Below are 14,100 nucleotides of genomic sequence, written 5' to 3'. Positions count from 1 at the left end.
AACTAGAATTTAGAAATTAAATCAATTAGTCTGTTAGAATATCCTATCTCGTTGTCATACCATCCAATAAGCTTTATTAGCTTCCCATCTATTACCGATGTCATTTCTGAATCAAAAATACAAGAATGTGAATTTCCTGAAATATCTGTAGAAACTATAGGATCTTCAGTATAGCTTAAAATACCTTTATAGCTTCCTACAGCAGCTTCTTTAAAAATTGAATTTACAGATGCTATAGAGGCTGTTTTTTTGACATTAATCGTCATATCTGTTAAAGATCCATTTGGCACAGGAACCCGAATACCACAACCACCTATTACATGGTTTAAATCTGGAAAAATTTTAGTTAATGCTTTTGCGGCTCCAGTAGTAGTAGGAATTATAGATTGTGTGGCAGCACGGCTTCTTCGTAAATCTGCATGAGGTTGGTCATGTAAATTTTGATCGGAAGTAAAACTATGAACAGTTGTTATGTAAGCTTGCTCCACACCAAAATTTTCATGAATTAATTGTAGCATAGGAGCTGCATTGTTAGTAGTACATGATGCGTTTGAAATAATATTCTCTGTACCGTCTAAAATATGGTTGTTCACACCTAGCACAATCATTTTTATAGAATCGTCTTGTGGAGGAACTGCAAGAATAACTTTCTTAATCCCTTTTTTAAAATGCTGTTCTAAAGGTTTTCTGGTTTTAAATTTTCCAGTGGCCTCTACCACGATATCTACATTTGCCTTATTCCACGGAATATTAGCAGGATGATTTTCATGAAAAAAATGAATCGTTTTATTATTTACTATAAGTGTGTGTTCATTTTTAACTTCTATTGTTCCTGGAAAAATACCATGAATACTATCGTATTTTAATAAATGGGCTAAAGTGGAAGTAGCCGCTAAATCATTAACGGCTACACTATCTATTTTTGGGTTTTCTACTAAAAGTTTAAACAAATTTCGGCCGATACGTCCAAAGCCGTTTATTCCAACTCGTATGTTATTAGACATGCTTTTTTAAGCTAGTTGATGTGTTTTTGTGCTTTGTAAGAAGATCTTACTAAGGCGCTACTTTCTACATGTTTAAAACCAAGATCTAAACCAATGGTTTCGTATTTTTTGAACTGATCGGGAGTTATAAATTGCTGAACAGGTAAATGTTTTTTACTAGGCTGTAGGTATTGCCCAATAGTTACAATATCTACTTTAGCATTTTTAAGGTCGTGTAATGTTTCAATTACTTCATTTTCAGTTTCTCCTAAACCTAGCATGATACCAGATTTTGTTCGATTTACTCCTTGATCTTTTAAATATTTTAAAACAGCTAAACTTCTATCGTATTTTGCTTGTATACGCACTTCACGAGTAAGTCTTTTTACTGTTTCCATGTTATGCGAAACTACCTCAGGAAGAACTTCAACGATACGGTCGATGTTTCTCTCGTTCCCTTGAAAATCAGGAATTAAAGTTTCCAGCGTAGTTTCAGGATTCATTCTTCGGATAGCCTTTACTGTCTCCCCCCAAATGATTGATCCCATATCTTTTAAATCATCACGATCTACACTGGTAATAACTGCATGTTTAATTTTCATTAATTTAATAGAACGGGCTACTTTTTCTGGCTCATCCCAATCTACAGTTTCGGGTCTTCCGGTTTTTACACCACAAAATCCACAAGATCGTGTACAAATATTCCCCAAAATCATAAAAGTAGCTGTTCCTTCGCTCCAGCACTCACCCATATTTGGGCAACTACCAGAAGTACAAATGGTATGTAAATCGTACCGATCTACTAAATTTCGTAGTTCTGTATATTTTTTTCCGGTAGGTAATTTAACTCGAAGCCATTTAGGTTTCCCTTTAGCTACAGTTTTTTTTTCAGGAGCAATAGTTTGTGTACTCATAGCAATTATCTCTATTAATTCAAAGATACAATAATCTGCCTAATTGCATAATTGGGCATCTTTTCTTTAAAATTCAATTACGGTTTTCGATTTTCGATTATTTCAGCCAATAATTTTTTAGCTCTCAGTAATTTAACCTTTACATTGCTCATTGGTTCATCAAGATTTTCTGCGATTTCTTTATATGATTTTTCTTGAAAGAAACGCAAATTCAAAATTTCTTGATAATGAGGTTTTAGTTTTTTTATATCGTATAAAAGTTGAGCTAAATTCTGTTCAGTAATAAGTTTATCTTCTATTGAAGGACTTTCGTCTACAATAGTATTTACTGTTTCGGTAGACTCAGAAAGGGTGTTAATTCGTAACTGGCTATTTTTTTTTCTAAGAATATCTACTTGAATATTTTTTGAAATAGCAATAAGCCATGTGCTAAACGAATAGTTCTCATCGAAAGTATCTAACTTTTTAAAGGCTTTGGAGAATGTTTGAATAGTAATGTCTTCTGCCTCATACTCGTTTTGATTCTTTTTTAATTGAAATCCATAAACAATATTCCAAAAATTATCTAACAGAAAATTGAAGGCAGATTGGCTACCCTTCTTTGCATCTTGGATGTTTTGTAATAAAAGCTCCTGATTTATTTCCAATGTGTTGGTTTTGAAATAAGGTTAGCAAAAAATATACCCAATTGCAGGATTAATAAAATAGGTTCTAGAACAGGAAAAACCCAAGCAATATCTTTCTCATCTAATTTTTTAGCAGCAGAAAAATAAACTATAGCTTCTATTATCCACGTAAAACCAAGCACTAATAAAACAAACTCCCAATGGATTTGTAATACCAATAAAGCAATAAGTAAAATCCAGAAGAATAGTCGTGAACTATAGAATAATCCTAATAAAAACTGATTCTTTTTTTTATAATATTTGGCAACTGAAGTATGTCTTCTTTTTTGAGCAATCCAAGTTGAAAAGCTAGGTTTAGGGATGCTTCTAGTAATGGAAGCAGGATTATCGCAAATAGCAATATTTTGTTTGGTGGCAGCTTCACTTACAAATAAATCGTCGTCACCAGAGCGAATTTTTAAATGAGAAGCAAAACCATTTACTTCGTAAAACCGTTTTGCAGTATAGGCTAAATTTCTACCAACTCCCATATATGGGTTTCCTAATTTAGCATAGGAAAAATATTGAATAGCAGTTAATAAGGTTTCAAACCGAATTAACTTGTTAATAAACGATTTCTTATTTTTGAAATAGCCACCGTAACCAAGTACAATTTTTTTATCGTTGGAAAAAGAAGCAGATATATTTGTAAGCCAATTTTTTGATTGAGGAGCACAATCTGCATCTGTAAAAATTAAATATTCGTTTCTTGCTTTTTTTATACCTAGAGTAAGAGCGTATTTTTTATTTGCCCAAAAACGTTCGTTATTTTCTACATTTACGATTTTAATTCTTGGATCTATAGATTGAAACTTTTCAATTACATCTAAGGTTTCGTCTACAGAGGCATCGTTAATAAGAATAATCTCAAACTCCGGATAATCTTGTTCTAATATAGAAGGAAGGAAGTTTTTAAGGTTTTCAGCTTCATTTTTAGCACAAATTATTACAGAAACCGGTTTGCGAGTAGGCGTAACCGCTTTTGGTTTGGCTTGTGAAAAACTAAAAAAAGCTAAAAAATATCCAATATTAATAATGGCAAAACAGATAAATAAAGCAAAAAGTATTGTTGCCATTCAAGGAATTAGTTCGTTGTCTGTTGCTTAGGAGATTTACATTTTTCGTCAGGTCCTTTTCCACAGAAACTACAAGCCTCTCCTTCTTTATTTAAAAAAGGACTTTGGCTAGCACAAGTACCAGCAAATTCTCCATCTTTTTTTGCCCAAATTTTAATGGCAATTCCGGCAAAAGCCAATCCTAACAAAACGGCTGTGATAATAAATAATTCCATAATTATAACTTCTAGTGCAAAAATAAAAATAATTACTTCTCTACGGAAATTTGTCGCCTGTTTAGTTTAGAGATTACAGAATTTAACGAAGTTTTACCAGTACCTAAACTATAAAAAAGAATTTTAGAATCGGCTATATAATATTTACTTCGGTTTCTAAATCAATTCCGAATTTTTCTTTAACAATATTTCGAATTTTAATAGATAATTTTAAAATATCGCTACCACTTGCTGTTCCGTAATTAACTAAAACAAGAGCTTGTTTTTTATGAATACCGGCATCTCCATCACGATAGCCTTTTAGCCCGGCATTATCTATTAACCAACCAGCGGGTACTTTAATTTCATTATCATTTAATTGATAACCGTGAATTTCAGGATATTTTTTCTTAAGCTCGGAAAAAAAATCTACTGTAATAATTGGGTTTTTGAAGAAGCTTCCTGAGTTTCCTATTTCTGCTGGGTTAGGTAGCTTGTTTTGCCGAATATTAACTATCGCTTTCGAAATATCTTGTATAGTAGGAGAGGAGATGTTCTGCAATTCAGTTTTAATGGCTCCATAATCCATTTTTAACTGATGATTTTTAGTAGTAAGTTCAAAATTTACACTGGTAATAATATATTGATCTTTTAACTGATTTTTGAAAATAGAATTTCGATAATCAAATTCACAATCTGCTAGTGTAAAAGTTTCAATTTCTAAAGTTTGAATATTTATAGCTTCACAGGATATAAAAACATCTTTTAATTCTACTCCATAAGCTCCAATATTCTGAATTGGCGAAGTACCAACATTACCGGGGATTAAAGAAAGATTTTCGAGTCCACCAAAATTTTGTTTTAGCGTCCATAATACAAACTCATGCCAGTTTTCGCCGGCATGAGCTTTAATTATTACTTTATCATTAATTTCTTCAAGAACTTCTTTTCCTTTAATATTAATTCTAAGAACGGTTTTTTCAATATCTTGAGTTAGAAGCATATTGCTACCTCCTCCCAAAATGAAAAGTTCTTCGGAATAGGTTTTCCGTAATATCTTTTTAAGATCTTCAACAGTTGAAACTTCTATAAATTTTTTAGCGCGAACATCGATGCCAAAAGTGTTGTATTCTTTTAAAGATTGATTATGGATTACCTGCATATCAATTATTTAGTAAGATATTCTTTTAAAGCAATTTCTAATATTTCTAAAGCACGTTCTAAATTTTCTTTCTTAAGAACATAAGCAATTCTCACTTGGTTAAGCCCGGTGTTTGGTGTTGAGTAAAAACCTGCAGCTGGAGCTACCATTATTGTTTCTCCTTCGTATTCGAAATCTTCTAATAACCATTTTGCAAATTCATCTGCACTTTCAATCGGTAATTCAGCAATACAGTAGAATGCACCTTTTGGTCTGGCTACTTTTACACCTTCGATTTTTTCTAAACCTTCTACTAAAATATTACGGCGTAATGTATATTCTCTATTAACTTCTTCAAAATACTCCAAAGGAGTGTCTAAAGCAGCTTCGCTGGCGATTTGAGCCAAAGTTGGTGGGCTTAGTCTTGCTTGTGCAAATTTCATTGCAGTCGTAATTACTTCTTTGTTTTTAGAAACTAGACAACCAATACGAGCACCGCACATACTAAAACGCTTAGAAACTGAATCTACCATAATAGCATTATTCGTCAATTCAGGTATACTCATAATGCTGTTATGTTTTACGCCATCATAAGTGAATTCTCGATATACTTCATCTGCAACAACAAAAAGATCGTGTTTTAGAGCAAGGTCTGCAATTTGTTGTACTTCTTCTCTAGTGTATAAATATCCGGTTGGATTTCCAGGGTTACACAAAAGAATAGCTTTTGTATTTTTAGTAATTAGCTTTTCGAATTCAGAAATAGGAGGTAAGGCAAAATTTGTTTCAATAGAAGATTTAATCGGAACTATTGTTACCCCAGATGAGGTTGCAAAACCATTGTAATTTGCATAAAAAGGTTCTGGAATAATAACTTCGTCTCCCGGATCGGTAATTGTGCCCATAGCAAATAGTAATGCTTCAGAACCACCAGTAGTTACAATAATATCTTCTGAATGAACATGAATATCATTTCTTTCGTAATAGGAAGCTAGTTTTTCTCTATAAGAAGCAAAACCTGCAGAATGGCTGTAAGATAATACTTTAATATCGTTATTTCTAACAGCTTCTAAAGCAGCTTTTGGTGTTTCGATATCGGGTTGTCCGATATTTAACTGATATATTTTTTTACCTTTTTTTGCAGCTGCTTCTGCAAAAGGTACTAATTTCCTAATTGGGGATTCGGGCATTTGCAACCCTTTTTTAGAAATTGAAGGCATGTGCTATTTTTTATATTTTATAGTGCAAAAATGCGAAATTAAAGTAAGAACAGAAGCCAGAATCCGTGAAATTTGAAAGCTCTTTTGGTTAAAGAATATAAAAAAACTCCCAAATTTGGGAGTTTCCTATTTTGTTACTAATAATCTGTATTATAGCGTTTTTATTTATTCGGAGCTTCAGTATCTAAAACTCTACCTTTAATTTTCAAAGCTTTAGTAGGCTCATCGGAATTAGAATATACCGTTACTGTTTTTCGGATAGGACCTACTCTATTTGTATCGTATTTAACTTCAATTTCCCCTGTTTTTCCTGGTTTAATCGGATCTTTAGGTTTTTTAGGTATAGTGCATCCGCAGCTAGATGTTACTTCTTTTATAATAAGATCTATATCTCCGGTATTTTTAAATTCAAATACTCGAGTACCGTCACTACCTTTTTTTATTTCTCCAAAATCTAAAGTTTCGGTTTTAAATTCCATTTTGGCCGTTTGTGCTATGGCTGAGTTAAATCCTATAAAAGCCAATACGGTAATAATTAAGAAATTTTTCATAAGTTAAATTTTATCGGAATAGTAAATATACACTCAATTGTTTTGGAAACAAAAATTTTAATCAATTCAACTGCTTTTAATTTCCTCTACTTATAAGTACTTTTGCTATTATTTATTTTTCAAAAATTAGACCAAATATGGCGATTGCTTCTCAATATAGCGCAAAAAGTGTAGAAGATAAGTGGTATTCGTACTGGATGGAAAACAAGTATTTCCATTCCGAAGTAGACGAAAGAGAACCTTATACTATTGTAATTCCTCCACCAAATGTAACAGGAGTCTTACATATGGGGCACATGTTAAATAACACCATTCAAGATGTTTTAGTGCGAAGGGCACGTTTAAAAGGATTTAATGCGTGTTGGGTGCCGGGTACCGATCATGCTTCTATTGCCACAGAAGCTAAAGTGGTAGCAAAATTGAAGAATGAAGGAATCAATAAAAATGATTTAACTCGTGATGAATTTTTGGAGCATGCTTGGGAATGGACGCATAAGCATGGTGGTATTATTCTGGATCAGCTTAAAAAACTAGGTGCTTCTTGTGATTGGGATCGTACTAAATTTACCATGGACGAGAATATGTCAGCATCGGTAACTAAAGTTTTTGTAGACCTTTATGAAAAAGGACTTATTTATCGAGGGTTTAGAATGATAAATTGGGATCCTGAAGCTAAAACAACACTTTCGGACGAAGAAGTAATATACCAAGAAAAGCAAGGCTATTTATACTATTTAAATTATAAAATAGAAGGTTGTGATGAGGTATTAACAATAGCTACAACACGTCCTGAAACTATTCTTGGAGATACTGCCATTTGTATTAATCCTAACGATGAGCGTTTCACACATCTAAAAGGAAAGAAAGCAATTGTCCCTATTTGCGGAAGAGTAATTCCAATTATCGAAGATGAATATGTAGATCTTGAATTTGGTACTGGTTGCTTAAAAGTAACTCCGGCTCACGACGAGAACGATAAGATGCTTGGTGATAAGCACAATCTTGAGATTATCGATATTTTTAATGATGATGCTACGCTTAACGATTTAGGAATGCACTATGCAGGTAAAGATCGTTTTGTAGTACGAAAAGAGATTGTTAAAGAATTAGAAGCTTCTGGAGTTTTAATAAAAACAGAAGACTATACCAATAAAGTAGGAACTAGCGAGCGTACAGGTGCGGTTATCGAGCCAAAACTTAGCGACCAATGGTTCTTAAAAATGAAAGATCTTGCACAACCTGCTATTGATGCGGTTATAGGTGATGATATTAATTTAGTGCCGGAGAAGTTTTTAAGCACTTACCGACACTGGATGGAAAATGTACGGGATTGGAATATTTCTCGTCAGCTTTGGTGGGGGCACCAAATCCCTGCCTATTATTATGGTGATGGAGCCGAAGATTTTGTAGTTGCTGAATCTATTGAAGATGCTGTAAAAAAAGCACAAGAAAAAACAGGAAATTCAAATTTAATAGCTGAAGATCTTTCGCAAGATAAAGATGCTTTAGATACCTGGTTTTCTTCTTGGTTATGGCCAATGAGTGTTTTTAATGGTGTTTTAGAGCCAGAAAATAAAGAAATAAACTATTATTATCCTACTAACGATTTAGTTACTGCACCAGAGATTTTATTTTTCTGGGTAGCCAGAATGATTATTGCAGGATATGAATATCGAGGAGAACGTCCATTTAAAAACGTTTATCTAACCGGGATTGTACGTGATAAGCAACGACGTAAGATGTCTAAATCTTTAGGGAATTCGCCAGACCCACTAGGATTGATTGAACAATATGGAGCCGATGGTGTTCGTGTGGGAATGTTGCTTAGTTCTCCTGCAGGTAACGATTTAATGTTCGACGAAGATCTTTGTAAACAAGGTAGTGCTTTTACCAATAAAATTTGGAATGCTTTCCGTTTGGTAATGGGATGGGAAGTTTCTTCTGAAATTGAGCAGCCGGAAACCTCTAAGATTGCTATCGATTGGTACAAAGCAAAATTTCAAAAAAGTTTATCGGAAATTGAAGATCATTATTCTAAATACCGAATTAGTGATGCTTTAATGGGAACTTATAAATTAATTTGGGACGATTACTGTAGTTGGTTTCTAGAAATGGTTAAACCTGCTTATGGTCAACCAATTGATAAAGTGACTTTTGATGCTATATTGGGAATTTTAGAGGATAACTTAAAGATTCTTCATCCGTTTATGCCGTTTGTAACTGAAGAAATTTGGCAAACAATTAGCAAAAGAACAACTGAAGAGGCCTTAATTATAGCAAAGTGGCCAGCGAAAATTAACTTTGATGAAAAAATAATTAATGAATTTGTTTTTGCTTCAGAAGTAATTTCCGGAGTCAGAAAAATCCGTAAGGATAAAAATATTGCATTTAAAAACGAGATTGATTTAAAGGTTCAGAATAACGAAAATATTTCAGAATCTTTCGATAAAGTTATTGCTAAAATGGGCAATATCGCTAATCTTGAATATGTAAACGAACAGGTTGAAGGTGCTTTATCTTTCCGTGTGAAATCTAACGATTATTTTATTCCTGTAGTTGGAGCGATTGATGTAGAAGCTGAAATTGCAAAATTAGAAGAAGAATTAAAATATACTGAAGGTTTTCTTAATTCAGTAAATAAGAAACTTTCAAATGAACGTTTTGTAAATAATGCACCGGCTAAAGTAGTTGAAGTTGAAAAGACTAAAAAAGCAGATGCAGAAGCTAAAATTGAAGCTTTAAAGACTAGTTTAGCAAGTTTAAAATAGGTGGCTAATCTATAAAATACTTAAAAAGCTCATATTTCGTAAGGAATGTGAGCTTTTTTATGTGTTAAATAGAAAAAATGATTTATAGTTACTCAGGGACTTTTTCAATATATTTTTCTACGAGTTCTATATATCGTTGTTGAGCTTCCGTTTTGCTTAAATTTTTTACTTGGAGTAAAGCGTTCATTTTAAAAGCACTTCGTAAATCTATATTTTCGTTTACCGGAATATAAAATCCATTTCTTTCAGTAGCTTTTTTATAATGAGCATAAAATTGAAGCAGCACATCTGGAGCAAATTTTTTCTTTGTATTGCTAGCTATTTGGTAAGCTTTATCAAAGCGTTCCTCTGTTTCTTTAGACATAATTGATAATGAATTAAACTTCAGCAATTACGGTAATACCGCCTTTTACTTTTTCGTTTAAAGAGACTTTTACGGGTGTGTTCAGTGGAAGAAAAACATCAACACGAGAGCCAAATTTTATAAATCCACTATCGCTTCCCTGTACAACTTGTTTACCTTCTTCAGCATAGTTTACAATACGTTTTGCCATAGCACCAGCAATTTGTCGGTAAAGTATTTTTCCGCAATTATCGTTTTCTACTACTACTGTAGTTCTTTCATTTTCTTCACTTGATTTAGGATGCCAAGCAACTAAAAATTTACCAGGATGATATTTACTGTATTTTACAATTCCACCTATCGGATGTCTAGTGACATGTACGTTGAGCGGAGACATGAAAATACTTATTTGTAATCTTTTTTCTTTAAAATATTCTTTTTCGTACACTTCTTCTATAACTACTACTTTTCCATCTACCGGAGCAACTACATTATTATCATTTAAAACAGTACTCCGTGTTGGGTTTCTAAAAAACTGAACGATTAAAATAAATAATACAATAGATATTAAAAGGATTCCAAACTTAATCCAATACATATTAATAAGCGTATAGGAGCCAATATTAATCACCAGTAAGCTTATGGCTGCAATAGCCATTATTTTATATCCTTCTTTATGAAACATAGTCTAATAAATATAAGTAACCATATACAAATGGAGCAGCAAAAATAATACTATCTAGCCTATCAAACAAGCCGCCGTGTCCGGGCATTAAATTTCCGCTATCTTTTACGCCTGCCTGTCTTTTAAATTTAGATTGGATTAGATCGCCCAGGGTTCCAAATATACTTAGAATGATAGCTAAACCGAACCAAACAGGAGCCGTTAGAAAATCTGTGTAAGAAGCAATAAAATAACTTGCTATACAGCTAAAAATTACGCCGCCAATAAAACCTTCTATCGTTTTATTAGGTGAAATACGTTCAAATAATTTACGCTTACCAAAATTTTTACCTATAATATATGCAAAAGTATCGTTAGTCCAAATTAATACAAAAATACCAACAATTAGTTTGGGGATAAAAACACCTGCAATAGTTGGAATAAGGGTTAGAAATATAACGGAAGAGATTAAATAAAATATAATTATGATATATTTTTTCTTTTCAAATACCGGTATTTTTCTAATAACAATTAAATCTTTAACTAAAAATAAGTTTACAAATATAGTTGTTATAAGCAGTAGAATTGTCGCATTTTGATCAAATTTTAGAATACTGAAAAGATAAAAAAGCAGTGCTTGTACTACATAAAGCGCATAACTTTTAAGATGCAATAGTTTTTGCATCTCAATTAAACATATGAGGCCAAGTAAGTAGAAAAGCCCAATAAAAACTAATTCAGAAGAAAGAATTGAAGCTACAAGTATAGCTACATACAATAATCCCGAAACAGTTCTTATAATTCCTTCTTTCATATAATATTATAAATCTTCAAGAAGAAGCAAATATAAATCTTTACTACTGCTACCGTAGCTCATAAAGTCGCTTTCTTTTTGTGGTTCAAAATTTTTAATGGTGGTAATATTAGAAGGAATATTGTTTTTATTTTTAAACTTGATTCCTCGAAGTCCTTCTCCTATATTGTCTATCAATTGGCTAGTAGAAGAAAGGATTACAAAGCTATTAGGTAATTCTATAAGCTTGCGCTCTTTAATTTGGTTACTACAAATTAATATAGATCCATCGTTACCAATTAAGTATTCGCAGGTAGATAAATAGAATGCAGCATTTTCAGAATAATTAAAATGCAAGTTGAAATTGCCGAATTTGCTTTTTAGGTTTTCATCAAAACAACAGCAATCTTTTTCATACCAATCATTCTCTAAAAGAATATTATCAAAAGCTTCTAAAACTTCATTTTCATCTTCACAATAGATAAATTTACCGCCATTGTTTTTAAAATTCAGCATAAAACGCTCATCCGTGGGTAATTTAACCTCCGGCATATATTTTCCACGCTCTTCTTTATCAGAAGAATCCTGAATGTTATCAGATTTTGGATTAAGGAATCTTTTAAATAGATTCATAGTAATATTTAGATGTGATTCTAATGTCGTTTGCTCCAAAGGTAAAAAATCTTAATTTAACGATTAATTAAATTAAGATTTTTTAATAAAACCTTCGGAAAGATACTTAATTATCTACAATAGAATTGTCTTCTGTATTACCGGTATTTTTGGTTTTTTCTGAAGTTATATTGTTTGTAGAAGGAGCTGTTTCTTCGCTCTCTCTAATCTCATTCCTATGTTTTTCTTTTCCTTTATCGAAAGGGCGTTCTCCAAAAATTCGTAGTAAGTCATCTTTAAATATAACTTCTTTGTCTAATAGAATTTCAGCAAGCTGAGCAAGCTTGTCTTTATTTTCTGTAAGAAGATTTAAAGCTCTTTGATACTGACTTTCGATTAAGTTTGAAATTTCTTTATCGATAAGTTCAGACGTTTTTTCACTATATGGCTTTGTGAAATTATATTCACTTTGTCCTGAAGAATCGTAATAGGTAAGGTTTCCTACTTTTTCATTAAGTCCGTAGATAGTAACCATTGCTTTTGCTTGTTTGGTTACTTTTTCTAAATCGCTTAACGCACCAGTAGAAATTTTATCGAAAACAACTTTTTCAGCAGCACGACCACCAAGTGCAGCACACATTTCGTCTAACATTTGTTCTGGGCGAACAATTAAACGCTCTTCTGGTAAATACCAAGCCGCTCCTAACGATTGCCCTCTAGGCACTATAGTAACTTTTACTAGTGGTGCTGCATGCTCTAGCATCCAACTTACCGTAGCGTGACCAGCTTCGTGAAATGCAATTGCTTTTTTCTCGTCTGGAGTTATAATTTTATTTTTCTTTTCTAAACCACCAACAATCCTGTCAACAGCATCTAAAAAGTCTTGTTTTCCAACAGCTTTATTGCCTTTTCTTGCAGCAATTAATGCAGCTTCATTACAAACATTTGCTATATCTGCACCTGAGAACCCTGGAGTTTGTTTGGCTAAAAATTCAGTATCAAGTTCATCTGCAACTCTTTTAAGAGGTTTTAAATGGACTTCGAAAATTTCGTGTCTTTCATTTAGATCAGGAAGATCAACATAAATTTGTCTATCAAAACGTCCTGCTCGCATTAAAGCTTTATCCAACACATCGGCACGGTTAGTAGCAGCAATAACTATTACATTAGTATTAGTGCCAAAACCATCCATTTCTGTTAATAACTGGTTTAATGTATTTTCTCGCTCATCATTAGAACCTGAAAAATTATTTTTTCCTCTAGCTCTACCGATAGCATCAATCTCATCAATAAATATTATAGCAGGAGATTTTTCTTTAGCTTGTTTAAACAAATCTCTTACTCGCGAAGCCCCAACACCAACAAACATTTCAACAAAATCGGAACCAGATAATGAAAAGAAAGGAACTTTAGCTTCTCCTGCAACAGCCTTAGCTAATAAGGTTTTACCTGTTCCGGGAGGTCCAACTAATAGTGCTCCTTTTGGTATTTTACCACCCAAAGAAGTGTATTTTCCAGGCTGTTTTAAAAAGTCTACAATTTCTTGAACTTCTTCTTTAGCGCCTTCTAAACCAGCAACATCTTTAAAAGATGTTTTAACATCAGTATTTTGATCGAAAAGTTTTGCTTTTGATTTGCCAATATTAAAAATTTGTCCTCCAGGGCCTCCGCCTCCGCCAGAACTCATTTTACGCATTATAAAAATCCAGATACCTATGATAAGAACAAATGGTAATATAGATATAATAATATCACCTAAATAATTATGATCTTCATCGAAAGATAAATTAGCACTTACATTGTCTGCTTTTTGAATCTCATCAATATCTTCTTGAAATTTTTCTAAACTACCAATGTTAAAAGTATAATCAGGTCCCCCAGAACTTAGAAAATCATCTTTTTGAGTAGATTTATGAGTTGCTTTTTCTTTAGCTTTATCTGTTAAATAAACTCTTGCCTTGTTTTTGTTGATTACAAGTGTCTTTTTGATATCCCCATTTTTGAGATACGTCATATAATCAGACGGAGTAATTGTTTTTGCTTCTCCAAAAGCACTACTGCCAAAGTAATTTAATCCTAAAAAAAGAATAATGATAACAGCGTAAATCCAGTATGCACTAAACTTAGGCTTTTTAGGGTCTATTTTTTTATTTGGTTTTTTAGCCATTCTTAATTT

General features: G+C 32.6%; 14 protein-coding genes. 1 reads left to right on the top strand and 13 read right to left on the bottom strand.

The window, feature by feature from the left end; all coding sequences use genetic code 11:
• Positions 1–2: 2 nt before the first annotated feature.
• The 8 genes from gap to ACN0WI_RS08965 all read right to left on the bottom strand — a co-directional run bounded on the left by gap (position 3) and on the right by ACN0WI_RS08965 (position 6,744).
• Positions 3–1,004, bottom strand: a complete 1,002-nt coding sequence (gene gap, locus ACN0WI_RS09000; protein WP_417886383.1) for a type I glyceraldehyde-3-phosphate dehydrogenase — start codon at positions 1,002–1,004, stop codon at positions 3–5.
• 11 nt (positions 1,005–1,015) lie between these two features.
• The gene (gene lipA, locus ACN0WI_RS08995; RefSeq protein ID WP_417886382.1) at positions 1,016–1,897 is read right to left on the bottom strand and encodes a lipoyl synthase; all 882 of its coding nucleotides are present in this window, start codon (positions 1,895–1,897) and stop codon (positions 1,016–1,018) included.
• Between the two features lie 77 nt (positions 1,898–1,974).
• Positions 1,975–2,544, bottom strand: a complete 570-nt coding sequence (locus tag ACN0WI_RS08990; RefSeq protein ID WP_417886381.1) for an RNA polymerase sigma factor — start codon at positions 2,542–2,544, stop codon at positions 1,975–1,977.
• A complete protein-coding gene (locus ACN0WI_RS08985) occupies positions 2,535–3,638 on the bottom strand; it encodes a glycosyltransferase (RefSeq protein ID WP_417886380.1) in 1,104 nt (367 codons plus the stop codon). The genes ACN0WI_RS08990 and ACN0WI_RS08985 overlap by 10 nt, the downstream gene beginning before the upstream one ends.
• Before the next feature lie 8 nt (positions 3,639–3,646).
• Complete coding sequence (locus ACN0WI_RS08980; protein ID WP_417886378.1) at positions 3,647–3,853, bottom strand: membrane or secreted protein; 207 nt, start codon at positions 3,851–3,853, stop codon at positions 3,647–3,649.
• Between the two features lie 133 nt (positions 3,854–3,986).
• Positions 3,987–4,994, bottom strand: coding sequence for a UDP-N-acetylmuramate dehydrogenase (murB, locus tag ACN0WI_RS08975; RefSeq protein WP_417886377.1), 1,008 nt, complete (start codon positions 4,992–4,994; stop codon positions 3,987–3,989).
• 5 nt (positions 4,995–4,999) lie between these two features.
• Entirely contained in the window at positions 5,000–6,193 is a 1,194-nt protein-coding gene (locus ACN0WI_RS08970; RefSeq protein WP_417886376.1) for a pyridoxal phosphate-dependent aminotransferase, read from the bottom strand.
• 161 nt (positions 6,194–6,354) lie between these two features.
• Positions 6,355–6,744 carry a DUF1573 domain-containing protein gene (locus ACN0WI_RS08965; protein ID WP_417886375.1) on the bottom strand — a complete coding sequence of 130 codons (390 nt, stop codon included), beginning with the start codon at positions 6,742–6,744 and terminating at the stop codon, positions 6,355–6,357.
• Positions 6,745–6,881: 137 nt separating this feature from the next.
• On the opposite strand from ACN0WI_RS08965, the gene ACN0WI_RS08960 reads away from it, so the two are divergent.
• Complete coding sequence (locus ACN0WI_RS08960) at positions 6,882–9,512, top strand: valine--tRNA ligase (protein WP_417886374.1); 2,631 nt, start codon at positions 6,882–6,884, stop codon at positions 9,510–9,512.
• 88 nt (positions 9,513–9,600) lie between these two features.
• Here the strand turns inward: ACN0WI_RS08960 and ACN0WI_RS08955 are convergent, their stop codons facing one another.
• The 5 genes from ACN0WI_RS08955 to ftsH all read right to left on the bottom strand — a co-directional run bounded on the left by ACN0WI_RS08955 (position 9,601) and on the right by ftsH (position 14,091).
• Complete coding sequence (locus ACN0WI_RS08955) at positions 9,601–9,876, bottom strand: acyl-CoA-binding protein (RefSeq protein WP_417886373.1); 276 nt, start codon at positions 9,874–9,876, stop codon at positions 9,601–9,603.
• A 13-nt stretch (positions 9,877–9,889) separates the two neighbouring features.
• Positions 9,890–10,540, bottom strand: a complete 651-nt coding sequence (locus ACN0WI_RS08950; protein WP_417886372.1) for a phosphatidylserine decarboxylase family protein — start codon at positions 10,538–10,540, stop codon at positions 9,890–9,892.
• Positions 10,530–11,333 (bottom strand): phosphatidate cytidylyltransferase, encoded by an 804-nt coding sequence (locus tag ACN0WI_RS08945; protein WP_417886371.1) that lies wholly within the window; start codon positions 11,331–11,333, stop codon positions 10,530–10,532. The genes ACN0WI_RS08950 and ACN0WI_RS08945 overlap by 11 nt, the downstream gene beginning before the upstream one ends.
• A 6-nt stretch (positions 11,334–11,339) precedes the next feature.
• The gene (locus ACN0WI_RS08940; protein ID WP_417886370.1) at positions 11,340–11,945 is read right to left on the bottom strand and encodes an LUD domain-containing protein; all 606 of its coding nucleotides are present in this window, start codon (positions 11,943–11,945) and stop codon (positions 11,340–11,342) included.
• Between the two features lie 106 nt (positions 11,946–12,051).
• A complete protein-coding gene (ftsH, locus tag ACN0WI_RS08935) occupies positions 12,052–14,091 on the bottom strand; it encodes an ATP-dependent zinc metalloprotease FtsH (RefSeq protein ID WP_417886369.1) in 2,040 nt (679 codons plus the stop codon).
• Between the last annotated feature and the right edge of the window lie 9 nt (positions 14,092–14,100).

It is taken from the genome of Zunongwangia sp. (assembly GCF_048269745.1).
GTDB lineage: Bacteria > Bacteroidota > Bacteroidia > Flavobacteriales > Flavobacteriaceae > Zunongwangia.
This window is presented reverse-complemented; position numbering and strand designations above follow the sequence as displayed.

Excerpts from the sequence above, each read along its gene's own strand:
- gap (WP_417886383.1), bottom strand. The coding sequence starts at position 1,004 with ATGTCTAATAACATACGAGTTGGAATAAACGGCTTTGGACGTATCGGC.
- lipA (WP_417886382.1), bottom strand. The coding sequence starts at position 1,897 with ATGAGTACACAAACTATTGCTCCTGAAAAAAAAACTGTAGCTAAAGGG.
- ACN0WI_RS08985 (WP_417886380.1), bottom strand. The coding sequence starts at position 3,638 with ATGGCAACAATACTTTTTGCTTTATTTATCTGTTTTGCCATTATTAAT.
- ACN0WI_RS08980 (WP_417886378.1), bottom strand. The coding sequence starts at position 3,853 with ATGGAATTATTTATTATCACAGCCGTTTTGTTAGGATTGGCTTTTGCC.
- murB (WP_417886377.1), bottom strand. The coding sequence starts at position 4,994 with ATGCAGGTAATCCATAATCAATCTTTAAAAGAATACAACACTTTTGGC.
- ACN0WI_RS08970 (WP_417886376.1), bottom strand. The coding sequence starts at position 6,193 with ATGCCTTCAATTTCTAAAAAAGGGTTGCAAATGCCCGAATCCCCAATT.
- ACN0WI_RS08965 (WP_417886375.1), bottom strand. The coding sequence starts at position 6,744 with ATGAAAAATTTCTTAATTATTACCGTATTGGCTTTTATAGGATTTAAC.
- ACN0WI_RS08960 (WP_417886374.1), top strand. The coding sequence starts at position 6,882 with ATGGCGATTGCTTCTCAATATAGCGCAAAAAGTGTAGAAGATAAGTGG.
- ACN0WI_RS08955 (WP_417886373.1), bottom strand. The coding sequence starts at position 9,876 with ATGTCTAAAGAAACAGAGGAACGCTTTGATAAAGCTTACCAAATAGCT.
- ACN0WI_RS08950 (WP_417886372.1), bottom strand. The coding sequence starts at position 10,540 with ATGTTTCATAAAGAAGGATATAAAATAATGGCTATTGCAGCCATAAGC.
- ACN0WI_RS08945 (WP_417886371.1), bottom strand. The coding sequence starts at position 11,333 with ATGAAAGAAGGAATTATAAGAACTGTTTCGGGATTATTGTATGTAGCT.
- ACN0WI_RS08940 (WP_417886370.1), bottom strand. The coding sequence starts at position 11,945 with ATGAATCTATTTAAAAGATTCCTTAATCCAAAATCTGATAACATTCAG.
- ftsH (WP_417886369.1), bottom strand. The coding sequence starts at position 14,091 with ATGGCTAAAAAACCAAATAAAAAAATAGACCCTAAAAAGCCTAAGTTT.